This window comes from Cryobacterium sp. TMT2-4, from assembly GCF_004402575.1.
Classification (GTDB): domain Bacteria; phylum Actinomycetota; class Actinomycetes; order Actinomycetales; family Microbacteriaceae; genus Cryobacterium; species Cryobacterium sandaracinum.
The window spans coordinates 1-17887 of the sequence record NZ_SOGE01000001.1 but is presented as its reverse complement, the minus strand read 5'-3'; the positions used below and the strand labels follow the sequence as shown (position 1 = coordinate 17887).

Here is a 17887-nt window from a genome sequence, read left to right as displayed (position 1 = left end):
CGGTCCGGCCATGATCTATCTCGACAACGCCGCGACCACCCCGGTGCGACGGGAAGTTCTCGAGGTGCTCTGGCAGCAGCTCGCGGGCCGGTTCGGCAACCCGTCGAGCCACCACCGAGTGGGTGAGGCCGCGGCCGCCGCGCTGGCCGAGGCGCGGGCCATGGTCGCGGGCGTGCTCGGGTGTCGGTCGGCCGACGTTGTGTTCACGACCGGCGGCACCGAGTCCGACAACCTCGCGATCAAGGGCATCGCCCTGGGCGCTCCACGCGGCCGTCACCTCATCACGACGCCGATCGAGCACGAGGCGGTACTCGAATCCTGCGACTATCTGCGCCGCCTGCACGGCTTCGAGGTGACGCTCCTGGACCCGGATGCCTCCGGCCGGGTGGATCCGGAACAGCTCCGCGCCGTGATCCGCCCGGATACCACCCTCGTCTCGGTGCAATACGCCAACAACGAGGTCGGCACCGTTCAGCGGCTCGCGGAACTGTCGGCCATCGCCCAGGGCGCCCGCGTGCCGCTCCACACCGACGCCGTGCAGGCGGCCGGCTGGCTTTCGGTCGACGTGGGGGCTCTCGGCGTCGATGCCCTGAGCCTGTCGGGCCACAAACTCGGCGCACCTCCCGGCATCGGGGTGCTTTTCCTGCGCCGCCGCATCGCGGTCGAACCGGTGCTGCACGGCGGCGGTCAGGAGCGCGGGCGCCGCAGCGGAACGGAGAACGTGCCCGGGGCGCTGGCGCTGGCGACCGCACTGCGCCTCGCCGAGGCGGAACGCGCGGAGGCAGCGCCCCGCATCACCGCGCTGCGGGATGCCTTCATCGCCACGGTTCTGAGCGGCACACCGTCGGCCCGGCTCACCGGCCACCCGACGGAGCGTCTGCCGGGCACCGCCTCGTTCGTCTTCCCGGGCACGAGCGGCGAGGCGGTGTTGCTCGAGCTGGAACAGCGCGGCATCGTCTGCTCGAGCGGGTCGGCCTGCGCGGCCGACAGTGACGAACCGTCCCACGTGCTGACCGCTCTGGGCATCCCGGCTGAGGTCGCCCAGACCGCCGTGCGGTTCACGCTGGCATCGACGACCACAGCAGCGGATGCGTCTGAAGCGGCCGCATCCGTTCAGGCCGCCGTGGGCACCGTCCGCAGTCTCGGCCGAGGCTGACCTGCCGGGGCTTCAGGCCCGGCTTCGCGCGCGCGGCGCGCGCGTGCACGCGCGCGCCAGAAACCGAACTTACTGCGAGTTGTCAGACAATTTCCGAAGGTTTCGTTCCTCGCGGCGAAGATGCCCCCGATCAGCTAATCTGCTGACGGTGACCGACCCTGGACCGCTGACTGCACGTCCCTCGACGTGCGGCCGTCTGGCCAGCGCCCTAAGGTTATAAGTAAGAGGCGATAAGCCCAAGGTGGGCCGCCAAAAAGGGACACAATGACAATAATCGACAAACCAGTCACCGAGTCACTTGCCACTCAAATTGACTCTCTGGTTAAAGCCGCTCAGGTCGCGCTTCTGGATTACGCGAACTTCACGCAGGAACAAATCGACCACATCGTTAAGAAAGCCTCGGTGGCTGCTCTCAGCAAACACGCCGAGCTTGCCGTTCACGCCGTAGCCGAAACCGGCCGTGGCGTATTCGAAGACAAGGCCGTTAAAAATCTTTTCGCATGCGAGCACGTTACGAACTCGATGCAAAACCTTAAGACCGTCGGCGTTATCAGCCGAGACGACATTACCGGCATTACTGAGATCGCTGAACCGGTCGGCGTCATTTGCGGTGTGACCCCCGTTACGAACCCCACCTCGACCGCGATCTTCAAGTCGCTCATCGCGCTGAAGACCCGCAACCCGATCGTTTTCGGTTTCCACCCGGGCGCCCAGCAGTCCTCTGTGGCCGCAGCGCGCGTCGTGCGCGACGCCGCCATCCTCGCCGGTGCACCGGCAAACTGCATCCAGTGGGTTGAAACGCCGTCCCTCGAGGCCACCAGCCTGCTGATGAACCACCCGGGCGTCGCAACCATTCTCGCCACCGGTGGCAACGCCATGGTCCGGGCCGCGTACTCCTGCGGCAAGCCCGCCCTCGGCGTCGGAGCGGGCAACGTTCCCGCCTTCATCGAGAAGAGCGCCAAGCTCAAGCGTGCCATCAACGACGTCGTGCTCTCCAAGTCTTTCGACTACGGCATGATCTGCGCGTCGGAGCAGGCCGTCATCATCGAAGAGCCGCTCTACGCAGAAGCCATGGCCGAGTTCAAGATCCTGCACACCTACCTGGTCACCCCGGCCGAGAAGCTTCTCCTCGAGGACTACATCTTCGGAGTCCAGGCCAACTCGACCAACTGTGGCGAGGCCAAGCTCAACGCCGCCGTCGTCGGCAAGTCGCCGGTCTGGATCGCCCAGCAGGCCGGATTCACCATCCCGGCCGACACATCGATCATCCTGGTCGAGGTCGCCGGAGTGGGACCGAACGAGCCGATGACCCGCGAAAAGCTGGCACCCGTTCTCGCCGTGCTGCATGCCAAGGACGCTGAAGAGGGCATTTCGCTCTCCGAGCAGATGGTTGAATTCGACGGCCTCGGCCACTCGGGCTCCATCCACAGCGAAAACCCGGCCATCATCGAAGAGTTCGGAACCCGCGTCAAGGCGGTCCGGATCATCACCAACGCTCCCAGCTCGCTCGGTGGTATCGGTGACATCTACAACGCGTTCATCCCGTCGTTGACACTCGGCTGTGGCTCGTACGGACACAACTCCGTCTCGAACAACGTCTCCGCGATCAACCTCATCAACGTCAAGCGCATCGGCAGAAGGAACAACAACTTGCAGTGGTTCAAGGTCCCCGCCAAGACGTACTTCGAGCCGAACGCCATCCGTTACCTGGCGGACATGCGCAACGTCGAACGTGTCACGATCGTGACCGACTCGACCATGACCCGCCTCGGTTTCGTCGACAAGATCCTCGACATCCTGAACCGGCGCGAGGGCCGCGTCGCACTGCAGATCATCGACAACGTGCTGCCCGAACCGACCGTCTCAGCGGTCGAAAAGGGTGCCGCCGAAATGCGGGCCTTCAAGCCTGACACCATCATCGCTCTCGGCGGCGGCTCGCCGATGGACGCCGCGAAGGTCATGTGGCTGCTGTACGAACACCCCGAAATCGAATTCTCCGACATGAAGGAAAAGTTCTTCGACGTGCGCAAGCGCGCGTTCAAGTTCCCCGACCTCGGCGAACTGGCCAAGCTCGTCTGCATCCCCACCACTTCGGGCACCGGTTCGGAAATGACCCCGTTCGCCGTGATCACCGACGAAGTCACCGGAGTCAAGTACCCGCTCGCGGACTACGCCCTCCTGCCGACCGTCGCGATCATCGACCCCGTGCTCACGGCCATGATGCCGTCGTTCCTGGTTGCTGACTCGGGTTTCGACGCTCTCACACACGCCACCGAGGCCTACGTGTCCGTCTACGCGAACGACTTCACCGACGGCCTCTGCCTGCACGCGATCAAGCTGATCTTCGAGAACATCGTGACCAGCGTCAACGGCACCACCGCCAGCACCGACGGTGAGGTCATCAAGGCCCGCGAGAAGATGCACAACGCCTCGTCGATCGCCGGGATGGCGTTCGGCAACGCGTTCCTGGGTATTTGTCACGCGATGGCTCACGTCACCGGCGCGCAGCTCCACCTGATCCACGGCCGGGTCAACGCGACCTACCTGCCGCACGTGATCCGTTACAACGGCCTCATCCCCACCAAGCTCACCAGCTGGCCCAAGTACGAGAGCTACATCGCCCCGGAGCGCTTCCAGCAGATCGCGAAGCACCTCGGCCTCCCGGCGTCGACCCCGGCGGAGGGCGTCGAGTCCTACGCCCTGGCCGTGGAGAAGCTGCGCGACCTGGCCGGCATCAAGCCGTCCTTCCAGGCGCAGGGTGTGCCGGAAGAGGACTTCATCAGCCGCCTCGACAGCCTGGCCATGGGTGCTTACGGTGACCAGTGCGCACCGGCCAACCCGCGCATGCCGATGCTCGACGACATGCACACCATCATGGAGGCCGCGTACTACGGCACCTCTTTCAACGAGGTCCGCGCCGCTCGCGCGGCCGTCGAAGCAGTGGCACCGGCCGAAGAAAAGAAGTCGGCCCGCAAGGCAGGCAAGTAGCCGTCACCGCCTGATTGACTGGGGAACGGCCCCGCACCTGTTGGTGCGGGGCCGTTATCGTGTACGGCCCACCCTGTGGCAGGAGCGAGCCTGGTCACAGTCGGTTCAGAGCCAGCGCGCTGCCACGGGGGTCTCCCCCGCATCGGAAGTAACGCCCGATCGGGCACGGCCGGCGGCCCAGGTGGCCAGGTCGGCGAGCGACCCCGTGACCTGGTCGGCGGCATCCGGATCGCCGTAGCCTGTGTGCGTCGAATCCGTCGCGGTGAGCCGGCGGCCCGCGTCCCCCCGGGAGGCCCAGGCACCGACGATCTCGCCGAGAAGCCGGTCGAATGCCTCCTCCGGCAGGTCCCGGAAGCCGGCACCGTGGTTGAGGTCGACGGCGTGGATCCAGAGTTCGCGGGTGCGCATCCAGATCGTGTCCCGCAGCGGCACCATGGCACCCTGCCCGTTCCTGACCGGAACGACCCAGCGGTCGTCCGCCAGCGCCAGCCAGCGTCGGTCCAGGTCGGCGGCCGAGTCCGCCCAGGATTCACGGACCGCATCGGAACTGAGGATGCTGCCCGCGACGATCTCCGCATTCCGCGCCTCCATCGAGGCAAACATCACCGTCTCGGCTCCGGTGTCGGCCCACTGTGCCAGCCGTCCGATCGCACGGGTGTTGGACGCGACGTGCGCGACGACCTGGCGCCGGGTCCAGCCCGGCAGCAGGGAGTCCCCGTCGAGTTCATCGTCTGTGAGCCCCTGCAGTTCGCGACCGAAGAATTCCGTGCCCCGCCGGGCGAGGTCCAGCGTCAACCGGCGTGCAGAAAGCTCAAACGGATCGTGGGGTGCGCTCATGGGGCCCCTTTCTCGAGTCAACGCGTATGGTCCCCACGCTACCCGGCGACCCACCCTCCCCAACGTTCCCTCGACGATGGTCGAGCCTGTCGAGACCGAGACCGTGACCAGGGACCCCCTATCCGTTTCCCCGTTCGACCGCGTCCGTCATCCGGGGGCGGGACTTGGTCTCATTCCGCCATTTGAGGGCCCCGGTCTCCAGCCAGGGTGGTGCCATGATCTGCACGGCGCCGGGGACCATCCGGATTGCCCAGCCGGAGGCGGCGAGGTAGCGGTGATGCCACCAGCACAAACAGACGCCGTTGTCGGTGTGCGTCGGTCCGCCCTCGGAGTGCGGGATCACGTGGTGGATCTCGGTCATCCCGGCCGGGATTTTGCAGCCCGGGATGACGCAGGTGCCGTCGCGGAGCTGAATCGCCCGGCGTTGCGCGGCGGTGAAGCACCGTTCGGGTGAGCCGAGGGCGATGATGCGTCCCTCGTCGGTGATGACGACTTTCTGCTGACCGCCGTTGCTGATCAGGTCCGTGACGGCGCTGATCGAGATCGGGGTTTCGACGCCGTCGATCCAGCCGACGCCGCGGCCCTGACCGAAGTCCGCGTTCAGGTCCTGTTCCCGCACACTGACCAGAACCATGGCCGGGGCGCCGCCGATGGTCGGGGCCTCCCCGGCCCGGGAGACGACCTCGAGGATCACGGCGAGCACGTCGTGGCGCCGCTGGTCGGGACCCGTCGGGCGCGAGCACGGCCCTCCAGACCGCACCCTGCAACCGGATCTCATCCGCCGACGCCGGCACCGACGCCGGCACCGGGGTCTCAGAAATGGTGCCGGTGGCCGAGGCGACCAGCTCGCTCTCGGCTGCCTGCACCGAGTCCAGGTCGGTGTACCGCAGCGTCGGCGTCAACGCGGTGAGGATCGCGTCGGCCGTGTCGACGCCGATCGCCCCGGCGGCCAGGCCGATGGCCGTGGCGGGGAAGGTGGGCGGCAGCGGTTCGCCACCCCGGGGAGCGGCCGGTGCGCAGCTGCGTGCCCAACCGCGTCCGTCGCCCCGCGGTCGGCCCGGAGACGAGCGTCAGACGCTCGAGTAGTTCTTCGGCGGTGCGGCAGCCCCGCGACCGCCCGAGCCGCCGCGGACAGGCCGTGCGCGGCATCCGCTTCGGGCTGTTCCAGGAGGTTGGTCACGGGATAATTTTACCCTGACTAGAACCTGAAATTCAGAGTGGCTCACCAATAACGCAAACTAGTTTAGTAGATGTATACGAATGAATCAGCGCCTTTCCACCGCCCGCGCGGCGACGGGGCGGCCATCTCAGGCCCTACGCACGCTCCAGTTCGTGGGCCAGCGCCTCAAGTTCGGCCCCTCCCGCCATCAGCGCGGTCATCTCTTCGATCGTGATCTCACTCTTGGCGAAATCACCCATACTGGTGCCGCGCTGCAGCAGCAGGAAACGGTCGCCGACCGGATAGGCGTGGTGCGGATTGTGCGTGATAAAGACGACGCCGAGCCCGCGGTCCCTGGCCCGGGCGATGTACGAGAGCACCACCCCGGCCTGCTTGACCCCCAGGGCCGACGTGGGTTCGTCGAGAATGACGACCTTCGCCCCGAAATGCACGGCGCGTGCGATGGCGACGGATTGCCGTTCCCCGCCGGAAAGCGTTCCGATCGGCTGGTCCACGTCGCGTAGGTTGATGCCCATCCGGGCGAGCTCGTTTTTGGTCGTGGCCCGCATGCCGGTGACATCGAGGCGCCGCAGCGGGCCTCGGCCTCGGGTGAGCTCGGAACCGAGGAAGAAGTTGCGCCACACCGGCATCAACGGCACCACGGCCAGGTCCTGGTAGGCGGTGGCGATGCCGAGGGAGAGCGCCTCCCGCGGATGCGCGAATCGGCGCTCCACCCCGAAGACGCGCAGGCTGCCCTCCGAGTGCTGGTGGGCACCGGAGAGGATCTTGATGAACGTTGACTTGCCCGCGCCGTTGTCGCCCAGCACGCAGAGCACTTCCCCGGCGCCGACGGATGCCGACACGCCCGCCAACGCCCGCACCGAACCGTAGGACTTCCCGATATCATGCACCTCGAGAATCGGCTCCGGACGGATCGGGGCCGGCGTCATGCGCGCACCCCGGACTGGCGGCGAACGAGCAGGTTTACCAGCACGGCGAGCAGCAGCATCCCGCCGAGAAATGCCTTGAGCCAATTGTTGTCCCACTGGGCGAACACGATGCCCTGCAGGGTCATCCCGTAGATCAGGGCTCCGAGGGCCGCGCCAATCGCCGATCCGTAACCGCCGGTGAGCAGGCATCCGCCCACGACGGCACAGATGATGTAGATGAATTCCTGACCGACCCCGGTCGTGGCCTGCACGGTCGACACGTCGAAGAGCTGAAGCATGCCGACGAGCCAGCCGGCACTGGCCGTGGTCATGAACAGCCCGAGCTTGACCTTGAACACGGGAACGCCGACCTGCCGGGAGCTCGTGACCTGGCCGCCGACGGCGAAGATCCAGTTGCCGGGCCGGGTGCGCAGCAGCACCCAGGTGGCCAGCGCGGTGAACGCGATCCACCAGACGATCGAGATCTTGACGTCCATGCCCAGGAACGGGAACGAGGAGCCGAAGAAGACCTTGACCTGGTCGAACCCGGGCACCGCCCCCATCCCCTGAATGGCGACGCTGCCCGTGAAGAGTTTCGTCAACGCCAGGTTGCAGCCCTGCAGGATGAAGAAGGCCGCGAGGGTCACGATGAAGCTCGGCAGGCCGGTCTTCATGACGACCCAGGCGTTGCCGGCGCCGATCAGGAGGGCCACCGCGAGGGCCAGCACGAGAGCGAACCAGATGTTCAGCTCCCACTGAGTGGTGACCACGCCGACGATGAGCCCCGTGGTGCCCGTCATCGCGCCCGCCGAGAGGTCGAACTCCCCGCCGATCATGAGCAGGGCGACGGCCACGGCCATGATGCCGAACAGGGAGGCCGAGTAGAGCCAGGTGGAGATGCCCGCGGGAGTCAGGAACGCCTGCGTGGAGAGCGAGAAGAAGAGGAAGATCGCCAGGGTCGCCACGAGTGCGCCGACCTCAGGCCTGCGCAGCAGGGTGGGCAGCGGATGCGCCCTCGTCGGCCGTTCATCGATCCCCGCGCCCACAGCGACGGTCATCTCGTGCCGTTCTCCGCGAACTTCGCGACCTGGGCCGCGTTGTCCTTCGTCACGAAGCCCGGGCCTGAATAGACCGGCAGCCCGCCGCCGACGACGTCGCCGTTGCGCTTCTGCAGGGTGAGGAAGGTCACGGGCAAGTAGCCCTGGGAGTACGGCTGCTGGTCGACCGCGAACAGTATCTTGCCGCCCTGGATGAGCCGGGTCACGTCGGCGGACACGTCGAACGTGGCCAGCGTGGCTGGGCTTTTCGCCTCGTCGATGGCCTGGCTCGCGGCCACGGCGACCCCGGTCTGCAGGGTGAGGACGGCGTCGATGGACGGGTCGGCCAGGAGTTTGCTCTTGATGGTGTTCTGGGCATCCGCGAGGTTGGCGACGTCGACCTGCACGTTGCTGACGTCCGCGCCGACCGTGTCGGCGGCACCCGTGCAGCGTTCTTCGAGCCCCGAGTTGCCGGCCTCGTGGATGATGCAGATCACGTTGGTCACGTCGGCGGCGGCCAGCTGTTCGCCGGCTCCCTGGCCCGCGATGAACTCGCTCTGGCCGACGTGGGTCTGGGCGCCGAATTCAACGGATTTCTCCAGGCCCGAGTTGATGGTGATCACTGGGATGCCGGCGGCAACGGCTTTCTCGACGGCGCTCTTCACGCCGTCGGGGTTCGCCATCGAGATGATGAGCCCGTCGGGCTGGGCCGCGATGGCCGCTTCGATCAGCTGGCTCTGCTTGACCGGGTCGCCGTCGCCCTGATACGTGACCGTGGCTCCGAGGTCGGTGCCTGCCTGCTCGGCGCCGCTCTTGACGACGTCCCAGAAGGAATCGCCCGCGGTGCCGTGAGTGACCACGGCGATGGTGACCGGCTCCCCTGCCGCTCCCCCGTCAGCATCCGTTCCCGTGGCGGTGCACCCCGTCAGCGCCAGCGACGCGACACCGAAAACGGCCAGCAGGCTGATCTTGAGCTTCATATCTGAACTGTTCCCGACTGTCGTGCGGCGGCCTGAAACAGCGAGGGTTCGCCGGTGACCTGATGCATATCGAACTTACTGGACTGGGGGCCCGCTCGATTCAGATCGATTCGAACCAGTGGCATGAGTGACTCCTTCGTGACGATTCGTTCGGCGCACAGCCACGTGTGCCTGACACAAAAAAGCCCCCGGAACCGTGTGGTTCCGGGGGCTGATGGTTGCGGGGGCAGGATTTGAACCTACGACCTCTGGGTTATGAGCCCAGCGAGCTACCGAACTGCTCCACCCCGCGTTGCAAATACAAACTTACCACAGCCTCGGGTTGTGAAACGCATGGTCAGACCTCAGAGGTGATGGCCACGCTCCGGGTACTCCTGAAACCGCTTTCGATAGAGAGAGATGCACCCGTGACCGTTCTCACAGAAGTCCTGTCCGACACCGCCGTTTATGCCGACGGCTTCGGCGACAAGTCCGGAAACTGATTCCGGACGTCCTGGGCGGCCGCGCGCGACGCTGTGCCGGGGATGTCGACGTTCGTCGAATTGCTCTCCCCACACCCTTCCATTGACGGTGGATCTGGGGTTCTATCGACAGTGCCTGCACCTTCCCCCAGTACCCAACGAGTATTCCGCATGCGCCGCAACCCGACTGCTGCCCGGCTTCTCGTCCACTCCGCTGCCGCGCACAGGGTGGACCGTGACCGCGAGTGACCAGGAAACCACAGGTGAGAACGGCGCAGCCGCCAACGTGCTCGACGGCAACGCCTCGACCCACTGGCACAGTGAGTGGAGCGGAACCGCGGTGCCGCTGCCCCATTCGATCACCATCGACATGCACAAAACCGACACCGTCGCAGCCCTGAAGTACCTGCCGCGCACAAGCAGTTCGAATGGACGAATCGGCCGTTTCGAGATCCATGCCAGCCCGGATGGCACGAACTGGGGTGCCGCCGTCGCAACAGGAACCTGGGCCGACAACGCGTTGGAGAAGACGACGGGATTCACCCCTGTGGCGACCCGTTTCATCCGGCTGACCGCGATCACGGAGGCAGGTCACGGCGGCCCTGGACCAGCGCCGCCGAACTCCATCTGATCGCAGAAACAGGCACCACCCCGCCGCCCCCACCCGCGCCAGCGCCGACGGCGCTCACCCGGACCGGCTGGATAGTGACGGCGAGCGACCAAGAGACAACCCGCGAAAGCGGCGGCGCCGCGAACATGCTCGACGGCAACCTCACCACGATCTGGCACTCCCAGTACTCCCCCACGTTGATCCCGTTTCCGCACAGCATTGTTCTCGACATGCGGGCGATCAACGAGGTCTCCGGCTTCACCTACACCCCGAGGTCCGGCACGTCCCGGAACGGCGCCATCCTCGCTCTGAACACCGGCATGGTCACCCCGCTTACTGTCGCTAATACGGGGCACGACATGTTCTGCCCCGGAGTGTCGATCCTCCCGGACGGCAGGATCCTGATCAGAGGGGCGAGCAACGCCGCCTCGTCGACGATCTACGACCCGGCGAACAACATGTGGTCAGCCGCCACACCCATGAACATCCCACGCGCCTATCAGTCGAACGTCACGCTCTGCAATGGGCAGGTGTTCCTTCTCGGCGGTTCCTGGGCGGGCGGCCAGGGCGGTAAGAACGGTGAAATCTGGTCGACTTGCGCCGGGTGGCGCGGGCTGGCCAACGTGCCTGTCGCACCGATCCTGACGAACGACCCGCAAGGGGTGTTCCGATCCGACAACCACGCGTGGCTGTTCGCGGTGGCCGACGGGAAGGTGTTCAATGCCGGCCCGAGCCGTCGGATGAACATGTACACGACCAGCAGAGCCAGCGCTGTTCAGGATCTTGGTCTCCGGGCCGACAGTGGCGACGCGATGAACGGCAATGCGGTCATGTACGACGTCGGCAAGATACTCACCCTCGGTGGCTCGCCCGCGTACCAGGACAGTGACGCGACCGCGCGGGCCTATGCAATCGACATCAACAATGGTGTCAAGGTGACGCGAACCGGCGACATGGCGGCGCGACGGGTTTTCTTGAACTCCGTCGTGCTGCCCGACGGACAGGTTCTGGCCTTGGGCGGTCAGGCGTACGCGAAGCCGTTCTCGGACGCAACGGCCGCCATGGAGCCTGAGGTTTGGAACCCGGTGACAGGCAAGTTCACCGCGCTCGCGCCGATGACTGCGCCGCGCACATATCACAGCGTGGGGCTACTGCTGCCTGATGCCCGGGTCTTCGTCGGCGGTGGCGGCCTCTGCGGCACCTGCACGACCAATCACCCGGACGGGCAGATATTCACCCCGCCCTACCTGTTCAACGCCGACGGCACCGCCCGCCCTCGTCCATCGATCACCACGGCGCCTACCGCTGCGGTGCGGGGTTCCACCATCCAGGTAACGACGTCCGGGCCCACACCAGCGTTCCCCCTCATCCGCATGAGCACGGTCACCCACTCGATCAACACTGACCAGCGTCGCATCCCACTCACGCCCACCGGCGTAACCGGTAATACCGCATCCCTGACGATTCCGTCCGATCCGGGAGTCGTGGTCCCCGGGCATTATCTCCTGTTCGCCATGGACGTTAACGGGGTGCCGAGCGTCGCCCAGACGATCCGGATCGGGTAGTCGGACTACGACCGTGATGAATGTGGAGTCAGGGCGATGGCCTCCCCGACACTTTCTCTGAAAAGTCCGGACATTCACTGGCTCCTGTGAGTTAAAGCAGAAAGACCGGTGCAGCCTTTCTGCTGAACCGGCCCTTCTGTGTATGTGATGAAAATCACCGTGGCATTGACTGAAACGCTCTTGGTTGCGGGGGCAGGATTTGAACCTACGACCTCTGGGTTATGAGCCCAGCGAGCTACCGAACTGCTCCACCCCGCGCTACAACGATAAATTTACCACAGCCTCCGGCGCGGTCCGACCACACGGGCTGCGGAACCGGCCGTCCCGGCCCGCGGAACGCGGATGCCGCGCCGTTCCGCGGGAGGCGTGCCCCCGGCTAAACGGCGCAGCACCCGCGCAGCGGATGAAGCGGCGAACGACTCGCTACTGGTCGAGCAGCACCAGCATTTCGGCGATCGCATCGCTCAGCTTCTTGTCGGCTACCCCATAGGCGGTGAAGTCACCGGTCGTCAGGGCCGCCTGCTTCTCGGTGACGGCCAGCTTGGCCACGGCGAGGAGCGACTTCAGTTGAGCATCCGTCGCCGGGTCACCGGTCGACGTCGATGGGGTGGTTTCGCCCTCGGCAGGGGCCTCCCCCTCCACGGGCGTCTCGGACGGCGGCACATCGGTGTCTCCGGCGCTGGCGCCGGAGTCGCCTCCGAAGAGCACGTCAAGCGCCTTGTCCAGCGTGTCCTCGAACGCGATCTGATCTCCGAAGGCGACGAGCACCTTCTGCAGCAACGGGTAGCTGGTCTCACCCGTGGACTGCACGTAAACCGGCTGCACGTAGAGCAGGCCGCCACCCACAGGCACGGTGAGCAGGTTTCCGTTGAGCACCTTCGACTGGCCCTGCTTCAGCAGGTTCAACTGTTGTGAGACGGTCGGGTCCGCGTTGAACTTGGCCTGCACCTGGCCGGGGCCAGGCACGGTCACGTCCTCCGGCAGGTTGAGCAGGCGGAGCTTCCCGTAGCCTTCCGCCCGCACCCCGTCGGTCGAACCGGCATCCGCGTCGACCGCGAGGTAGCCGGTCAGAACGTTCCGGCTCGTCGCGCCGCTCGCGTCCGGGATGAACGTGGTGTACAGCGAGAAGGATGGCTTCTCCTGGCCTGGAACCTGCATGGTCAGGTAGTAGGGCGGCTGTAGGGTCGTGTTCGTCGACGGCGACACCGGGTCGTTCGGCGTCGTCCAGGCGTCGTCAACCGAGTAAAAGGAACCCGGGTCGGTGACGTGGTACTTACCCAGAACCCGGCGCTGCACCTTGAACATGTCCGCCGGGTAGCGAACGTGGCTCATCAGATCGCCGCTCATCTCGGACATCGGCTTGATCGTCGACGGGAAGATCTTCTGCCAGGTCTTGAGCAGCGGATCCTCGTCGTCCCAGGCGTAGAGGGTGACCTCGCCGTCGTAGGCGTCGACCGTGGCCTTGACCGAGTTGCGCATGTAGTTGATGTTGTCGAGCGCGAATGGCTGCGGGGGCGTTTCCGTGTCGGCGATCGCGTCGCTCAGGCCCACGGAAGTGGAGTACGGGTAGTCGGCCGAGGTGGTGTAGCCATCGACGATCCACTTGAGCTTACCGTCGACGATCGACGGGTAAGCGTCGGAGTCGAGGGTCAGGTACGGAGCCACCTTCTGCACCCGGGTGACCGGGTCACGGTCGTAAAGGATCTGCGATTTCTCGTTCACGGCGTTGGCCAGGAAGATCTGCTCCGACTGGAACTTGAGCGCGTAGATCAGCTTGTTGAACGCGTTGTCGAGCTTCGGCCCACCGTCGCCCGTGAATGTCGTGTAGGTCTGCTGCGCCCCATCCGTGCCCGACGGGTAGTCGAGTTCGACCGGCTTGCTGTCCTTGGGCGCACCCACGATGGAGTACGGCGGCGACGTCTCGCCGAAGTAAATCCGCGGTTCGTATTCGGGCAGCGACCCGGTGGTCGGGATGCCGGACTCGAGGAACACGGGCTGGCCGGCGGCCGAGCGCTGGTTGCCGTAGGCCGCCACGACGCCGTAGCCGTGCGTGTAGACCACGGTCGAGTTGACCCAGGTGTTGCCGGCGTTCAAACCGGCCAGGTTGAGGTCGCGCACGGTGACCACTGTGTCCTGGGACTTGCCGTCAATCGGGTACCGGTCGACGTCGAGGTTTTGCGGAAATTGGTAATACTGCTTGAACTGCTCGAGCTGGGAGAACGCGTCGCTGACCAGAGCAGGGTCGAGAATACGAATGTTGGCGGTCGTCTCAGCGTCGGCGCGCAAGGCGCCGGGCGCGGCCGTCGTGATCGCGTTGTACGGAATCTCTTCCACATCCGCCAGGTCGTAGGCGTCGCGGGTGAGGTCGATGTTGCGTTGAATATAGGGTTCTTCGAGCGTTTTGGCGCTCGGCACCACCTGGAAGCGCTGCACGACCCACGGGTACAGCGAGCCGAGCAGGAGACTGCTCACGATCAACAGCGCGGTGCCGACAATGGGCAGGCGCCAGCGGCCGATGAAGGCGGTGAGGAGGAACAGGATAGCGACGACGGCGGCGATTCCGGCCAGGATGGCGCGGCCCGGAATCGTGGCGTTCACGTCGGTGTAGCCGGCGCCGGTGATGATGTCGTTGGTGTTGGTCAGCGTGGAGTACTGGTCGAGCCAGATACTCACGGCCTGCAGCATCAGGTAGAGGGCTGCCGTGCTGGCAATCTGGATGCGGGCGGCCTTGGAAACCATGACCTCGCGCCCGCTCACCCTGATCGAGCCATACAGGTAGCTCGTAGCCGCGGCGACGAGGGCCGAGATGAGCACCACGGCCGACGCGAAGCCGAGCACGGAGTGCAGGAAGGGGAGATCGAACAGATAGAACGAGATGTCCAGTTTGAACTGGGGATCAACTCGGCCGGTGTCCGTGCGGTTCAGCCACATCAGAACGACCTGCCAGCGGGTAGCCGCGGCGACGCCGGCGAACAGACCTAGCAGAGCCGGGATGCCGTACATGGCGAGGCGGCGCAGCGGCTCGATGACCTGCTGGTAGCGGTCGAGCTGCGAGTTGAGCTTCGCATATACCGGCCGCAAGCGGTAAGCGATCTGGATGCTCGCCCAGACGGGGACCGCCATCGCTACGAACCCGATCAGAAACAGCACGGCACCGGCGAACCACTGCGTGGTCAGCACGGCTAGGAAGCCCAACTGGTCGAACCAGAGAACGTCGGCATATAGCCCGGCGAAAACGAAGAAGATGATCACCAGCCCCGCGATAATCGCTGCCGTAATGGCAAGGGGAGCACGGCTGCGCTGTGGCGCGGGAGCGCTTCGGGCTTGTTGTGACGTCACGAATTGGCCTCTTGATCTCGAAATCGGCGGTCATCGCCCATTCTAGACAGCCGCCGCGAACGAAAGCCGCACATTCGCTGGGCAGCGGCCCGGGGTTAGCCGAGTGCGCACTGCTCCAGTGCGTCGGTGTCCGAACCGGTGCGGATGGCGTCCAGCGCGGCCAGCGCGTCGTCGAGGGTGTCCACGGAAAAGACCGTCATCCCGTCGGGCACGTGACCGGTGACCTCGTCGCAGTTGTCGGCGGGCGCGAGGAACCAATCGGCGCCGCTTCGGTCGGCACCGATCAGCTTCTGTCGGATACCGCCGATCTGACCCACCTCGCCGGCCTGGTTTACCGTGCCGGTGCCCGCGACATCCTCACCGCCCTGAATAAAGCCGGAGGTGAGCGTGTCGATGATGCCGAGGGCGAACATCATGCCCGCGCTGGGCCCGCCGACCGAGTCGAGTTCGATCGTGACGTCGAAGGGGAAGTCATAGTCGCTCGTCACATTGATGCCCACCACGACGGCGTCGCCCGATTCAACCGGGGTGACCTGCACCGTCTCGCTGGCGCCGTCCCGGATGATTCCAATGGAGGCGGCGTCGTCGACACCGTTTCGCGTCAGCGCGTCCCGCAGGGCCGTGATGTCGGCGACGTCTTCACCGTTCACCGAGACCACCTCGTCGCCGGCTTCGATGGCTCCCTCGGCGGGCGAGTCGCCCGGCAGGGAGACGACCGAGAGGATCGTCGGGTAGTCATAGTCGAGGCTGGTCAGAGCGGCGGCGATCGCATCCTGCTGCGAATTCACCATCTGCGCCTGGCTCTGCTCCTCGCGCTGCTTCGTGCTCACGTCGGGCGGGAACGCCGACTCGATCGGGATCACGGCCTGGTTCGGGTCGAGCCAGGCGGCGGCGACCGTCAGCCAGCTCGGCCGGTTGTCGGGGTTGCCCAGCAGCGACACGGTCAGCAGGTCGAGGCTGCCCTCGGTCGGGTAAACGGGTTCGCCGGAGATGGAGATGAGCGGCACCTGCTTGCCGTCCTGTTCGGCCGTGCCGATGGTGTTGTAGACCGGTCCTGGCTTCTCGATCACATACGGTGACGGCGTCACGGCGAGGATGAGGCCGATGACCATCGCGATCCCGAGCACCACCCAGCCTGTCCCGACGGCGCGCGCGGATCGGTCGGGCGGCTGTACTGGGTGATCGGTGAAGAGGGCCACCGGTCTCCTTCCAGGGATTGTGCTGGCTGTTCGCGGCAGGCGGACACCGGTTTACCAGCGTAGGTCATTTCCCAGTCCGCGCCGGGGATCTCCGGCTAGCGTAGAAGGACGCGACTGAGAGGTGCCTGAAGTGGCCGACGACGACTCCCGACCCGACGAGGGTCACAATCCCGAAGATGAGTTTCGGGACATGCTGCGCGACATCCTGAGTGGGAAGTCGTCCATCGACCCGAGCCAGCTGGCCGGCGCGGCGGGGCTTCCCAGCGACCCGGCGAGCATTTCCGCGCTGATGAATCAGTTGCAGGGTGCTTTGCGCGGCGGCGGCGACGGATCCATCAATTGGGATGCCGCCCTCAACCAGGGCCAGGAGCGCGCGGCCCAGAGTCAGCTCGACGTGACCTCGGCCGAACGCGCCGCCCTCGACCAGGCATTCCACATCGCCTCCCTCTGGCTGGACGAGGTGATCTCGGTCGCCGAGCTCACCACCCCTCCGCGCCTGATGACCCGTAAGGAATGGGTCTCCGCGACCATGCCGCTCTGGACCCAGCTCGCCGAGCCCGTCGCGACCAGCATCTCCGACTCCCTGACCCGGGTGCTCACCGATCAGGCCCCGGAAGAGCTCAAGGGCATGATGGCCGGTGCCGGCCAGGTGATGCGCAGCATCGGCGGCACCCTGTTCGCCATGCAGCTCGGCCAGGTCGTGGGTCAGCTGTCCAGCGAAGTCGTCTCCGGTGGAGACGTCGGAATCCCTTTGCTCAGCGACCAGCAGGCCGCTTTGCTCCCCCAGAACGTGGCCGCGTTCGGGGAAGGCCTCGACGTTCCCGCCGACCAGGTGCAGATCTACCTCGCGGTGCGCGAAATCGCCCACGCGCGCCTCTTCCGCCACTCCCGCTGGCTGCGCCTGCACCTGATCAGCTCGATCACCGACTTCGCCCGCGGCATCCACATCGACTCAAGCCGCCTCGAGCAGCTGGCCGACGGCTTCGACCCGGCCAACCCGGAAGAACTGCGCGCCGCCATGGTCGACGGCTCGCTGATCCCGCCGAAGAGCGAGGCCCAGCTGGCCGCGCTCTCCCGGCTCGAAACGATGCTCGCCCTGATCGAGGGCTGGGTCGATGTCGTCACCCTCGAGGCCACGAGCCGGCTGCCCCGCGCGGACGCGATCGCCGAGACGGTGAAGCGGCGCCGGGCATCCGGTGGGCCCGCCGAGTCGGCGTTCGCCACCCTGGTCGGGCTCGAGCTGCGCCCCCGGCGCCTGCGCGAGGCCGCCGCCCTGTGGCAGGCCGTGACGGATGCCGTGGGCAACGAGAAGCGCGACGAGCTGTGGGCCCACCCGGACCTTCTGCCCTCGTCAGCGGACCTCGACGACCCACAGGCCCTCGTGGCCCGCCTGACCAGCTCGGCAGCCGGGGTTGAGCCGGTCCTCGACAAGGTGGACCAGGCCCTGGAAGACTTGTTGCGCGACGACGACACCGAGCGGCCGCACGAGGCGTAGCCCGGCTGGCCCTGACGAATTCGACGGAGATTTTGGCTCTCCTGCTGCTTCTGTGGGTTAATCCCGGCCGGGGAGTGCGGGTTTGTGGCCGCCGAGGCTGAGCATGGCGAGGGCGATGAGGGCGTCGGGTGA

13 protein-coding genes and 2 tRNA genes are annotated in these 17887 nt (G+C 66.1%); 6 read left to right on the top strand and 9 right to left on the bottom strand.

The features are described from left to right. Nucleotides 1-10: 10 nt before the first annotated feature. Nucleotides 11-1156 (top strand): cysteine desulfurase family protein, encoded by a 1146-nt coding sequence (locus tag E3O54_RS00075; protein WP_134371759.1) that lies wholly within the window; start codon nucleotides 11-13, stop codon nucleotides 1154-1156. A gap of 264 nt (nucleotides 1157-1420) precedes the next feature. Next, on the top strand, nucleotides 1421-4144 hold the full coding sequence (adhE, locus tag E3O54_RS00070; RefSeq protein ID WP_104100240.1) for a bifunctional acetaldehyde-CoA/alcohol dehydrogenase: 2724 nt from the start codon (nucleotides 1421-1423) through the stop codon (nucleotides 4142-4144). Between the two features lie 105 nt (nucleotides 4145-4249). Here adhE and E3O54_RS00065 read toward each other — a convergent pair whose 3' ends face one another. Next, a complete protein-coding gene (locus tag E3O54_RS00065) occupies nucleotides 4250-4981 on the bottom strand; it encodes a maleylpyruvate isomerase family mycothiol-dependent enzyme (RefSeq protein WP_134400677.1) in 732 nt (243 codons plus the stop codon). A gap of 118 nt (nucleotides 4982-5099) precedes the next feature. Then, a complete protein-coding gene (locus E3O54_RS00060) occupies nucleotides 5100-5759 on the bottom strand; it encodes an HNH endonuclease signature motif containing protein (protein ID WP_134400676.1) in 660 nt (219 codons plus the stop codon). A 50-nt stretch (nucleotides 5760-5809) separates the two neighbouring features. On the opposite strand from E3O54_RS00060, the gene E3O54_RS00055 reads away from it, so the two are divergent. Next, nucleotides 5810-6067, top strand: coding sequence for a hypothetical protein (locus E3O54_RS00055; protein ID WP_134400675.1), 258 nt, complete (start codon nucleotides 5810-5812; stop codon nucleotides 6065-6067). 228 nt (nucleotides 6068-6295) lie between these two features. Here the strand turns inward: E3O54_RS00055 and E3O54_RS00050 are convergent, their stop codons facing one another. The 4 genes from E3O54_RS00050 to E3O54_RS00035 form a co-directional block, all read right to left on the bottom strand. Further along, nucleotides 6296-7090, bottom strand: a complete 795-nt coding sequence (locus tag E3O54_RS00050) for an ATP-binding cassette domain-containing protein (RefSeq protein WP_104100244.1) — start codon at nucleotides 7088-7090, stop codon at nucleotides 6296-6298. Then, the gene (locus E3O54_RS16535; protein ID WP_134342935.1) at nucleotides 7087-8127 is read right to left on the bottom strand and encodes an ABC transporter permease; all 1041 of its coding nucleotides are present in this window, start codon (nucleotides 8125-8127) and stop codon (nucleotides 7087-7089) included. Before E3O54_RS16535 ends, E3O54_RS00050 begins: the two co-directional genes overlap by 4 nt. After that, the gene (locus tag E3O54_RS00040) at nucleotides 8124-9086 is read right to left on the bottom strand and encodes a sugar ABC transporter substrate-binding protein (RefSeq protein WP_104100246.1); all 963 of its coding nucleotides are present in this window, start codon (nucleotides 9084-9086) and stop codon (nucleotides 8124-8126) included. The genes E3O54_RS16535 and E3O54_RS00040 overlap by 4 nt, the downstream gene beginning before the upstream one ends. A gap of 215 nt (nucleotides 9087-9301) precedes the next feature. Continuing rightward, nucleotides 9302-9378: transfer RNA gene (locus E3O54_RS00035), tRNA-Met, on the bottom strand. 404 nt (nucleotides 9379-9782) lie between these two features. Here E3O54_RS00035 and E3O54_RS16125 point away from each other — a divergent pair. Next, entirely contained in the window at nucleotides 9783-10178 is a 396-nt protein-coding gene (locus E3O54_RS16125; protein ID WP_166785340.1) for a discoidin domain-containing protein, read from the top strand. Nucleotides 10179-10252: 74 nt separating this feature from the next. Beyond that, nucleotides 10253-11722 carry a galactose oxidase-like domain-containing protein gene (locus E3O54_RS00025; protein ID WP_134400673.1) on the top strand — a complete coding sequence of 490 codons (1470 nt, stop codon included), beginning with the start codon at nucleotides 10253-10255 and terminating at the stop codon, nucleotides 11720-11722. Nucleotides 11723-11903: 181 nt separating this feature from the next. Here the strand turns inward: E3O54_RS00025 and E3O54_RS00020 are convergent. From E3O54_RS00020 to E3O54_RS00010, 3 genes are all read right to left on the bottom strand, one after another. Next, nucleotides 11904-11980, bottom strand: a tRNA-Met gene (locus E3O54_RS00020). 165 nt (nucleotides 11981-12145) lie between these two features. Next, entirely contained in the window at nucleotides 12146-15061 is a 2916-nt protein-coding gene (locus tag E3O54_RS00015) for a UPF0182 family protein (RefSeq protein WP_174720162.1), read from the bottom strand. A gap of 95 nt (nucleotides 15062-15156) precedes the next feature. Beyond that, complete coding sequence (locus E3O54_RS00010) at nucleotides 15157-16260, bottom strand: PDZ domain-containing protein (RefSeq protein WP_134342931.1); 1104 nt, start codon at nucleotides 16258-16260, stop codon at nucleotides 15157-15159. Nucleotides 16261-16390: 130 nt separating this feature from the next. On the opposite strand from E3O54_RS00010, the gene E3O54_RS00005 reads away from it, so the two are divergent. Next, nucleotides 16391-17755: a zinc-dependent metalloprotease gene (locus tag E3O54_RS00005; RefSeq protein WP_370247078.1), complete on the top strand. Its 1365-nt coding sequence runs from the start codon at nucleotides 16391-16393 to the stop codon at nucleotides 17753-17755. Nucleotides 17756-17887: the final 132 nt, after the last annotated feature.

What these genes read in the sequence shown, in the direction of transcription:
- E3O54_RS00075 (WP_134371759.1), top strand. Translation starts at nt 11, where the DNA reads ATGATCTATCTCGACAACGCCGCGACCACCCCGGTGCGACGGGAAGTT.
- adhE (WP_104100240.1), top strand. Translation starts at nt 1,421, where the DNA reads ATGACAATAATCGACAAACCAGTCACCGAGTCACTTGCCACTCAAATT.
- E3O54_RS00065 (WP_134400677.1), bottom strand. Translation starts at nt 4,981, where the DNA reads ATGAGCGCACCCCACGATCCGTTTGAGCTTTCTGCACGCCGGTTGACG.
- E3O54_RS00060 (WP_134400676.1), bottom strand. Translation starts at nt 5,759, where the DNA reads ATGAGATCCGGTTGCAGGGTGCGGTCTGGAGGGCCGTGCTCGCGCCCG.
- E3O54_RS00050 (WP_104100244.1), bottom strand. Translation starts at nt 7,090, where the DNA reads ATGACGCCGGCCCCGATCCGTCCGGAGCCGATTCTCGAGGTGCATGAT.
- E3O54_RS16535 (WP_134342935.1), bottom strand. Translation starts at nt 8,127, where the DNA reads ATGACCGTCGCTGTGGGCGCGGGGATCGATGAACGGCCGACGAGGGCG.
- E3O54_RS00040 (WP_104100246.1), bottom strand. Translation starts at nt 9,086, where the DNA reads ATGAAGCTCAAGATCAGCCTGCTGGCCGTTTTCGGTGTCGCGTCGCTG.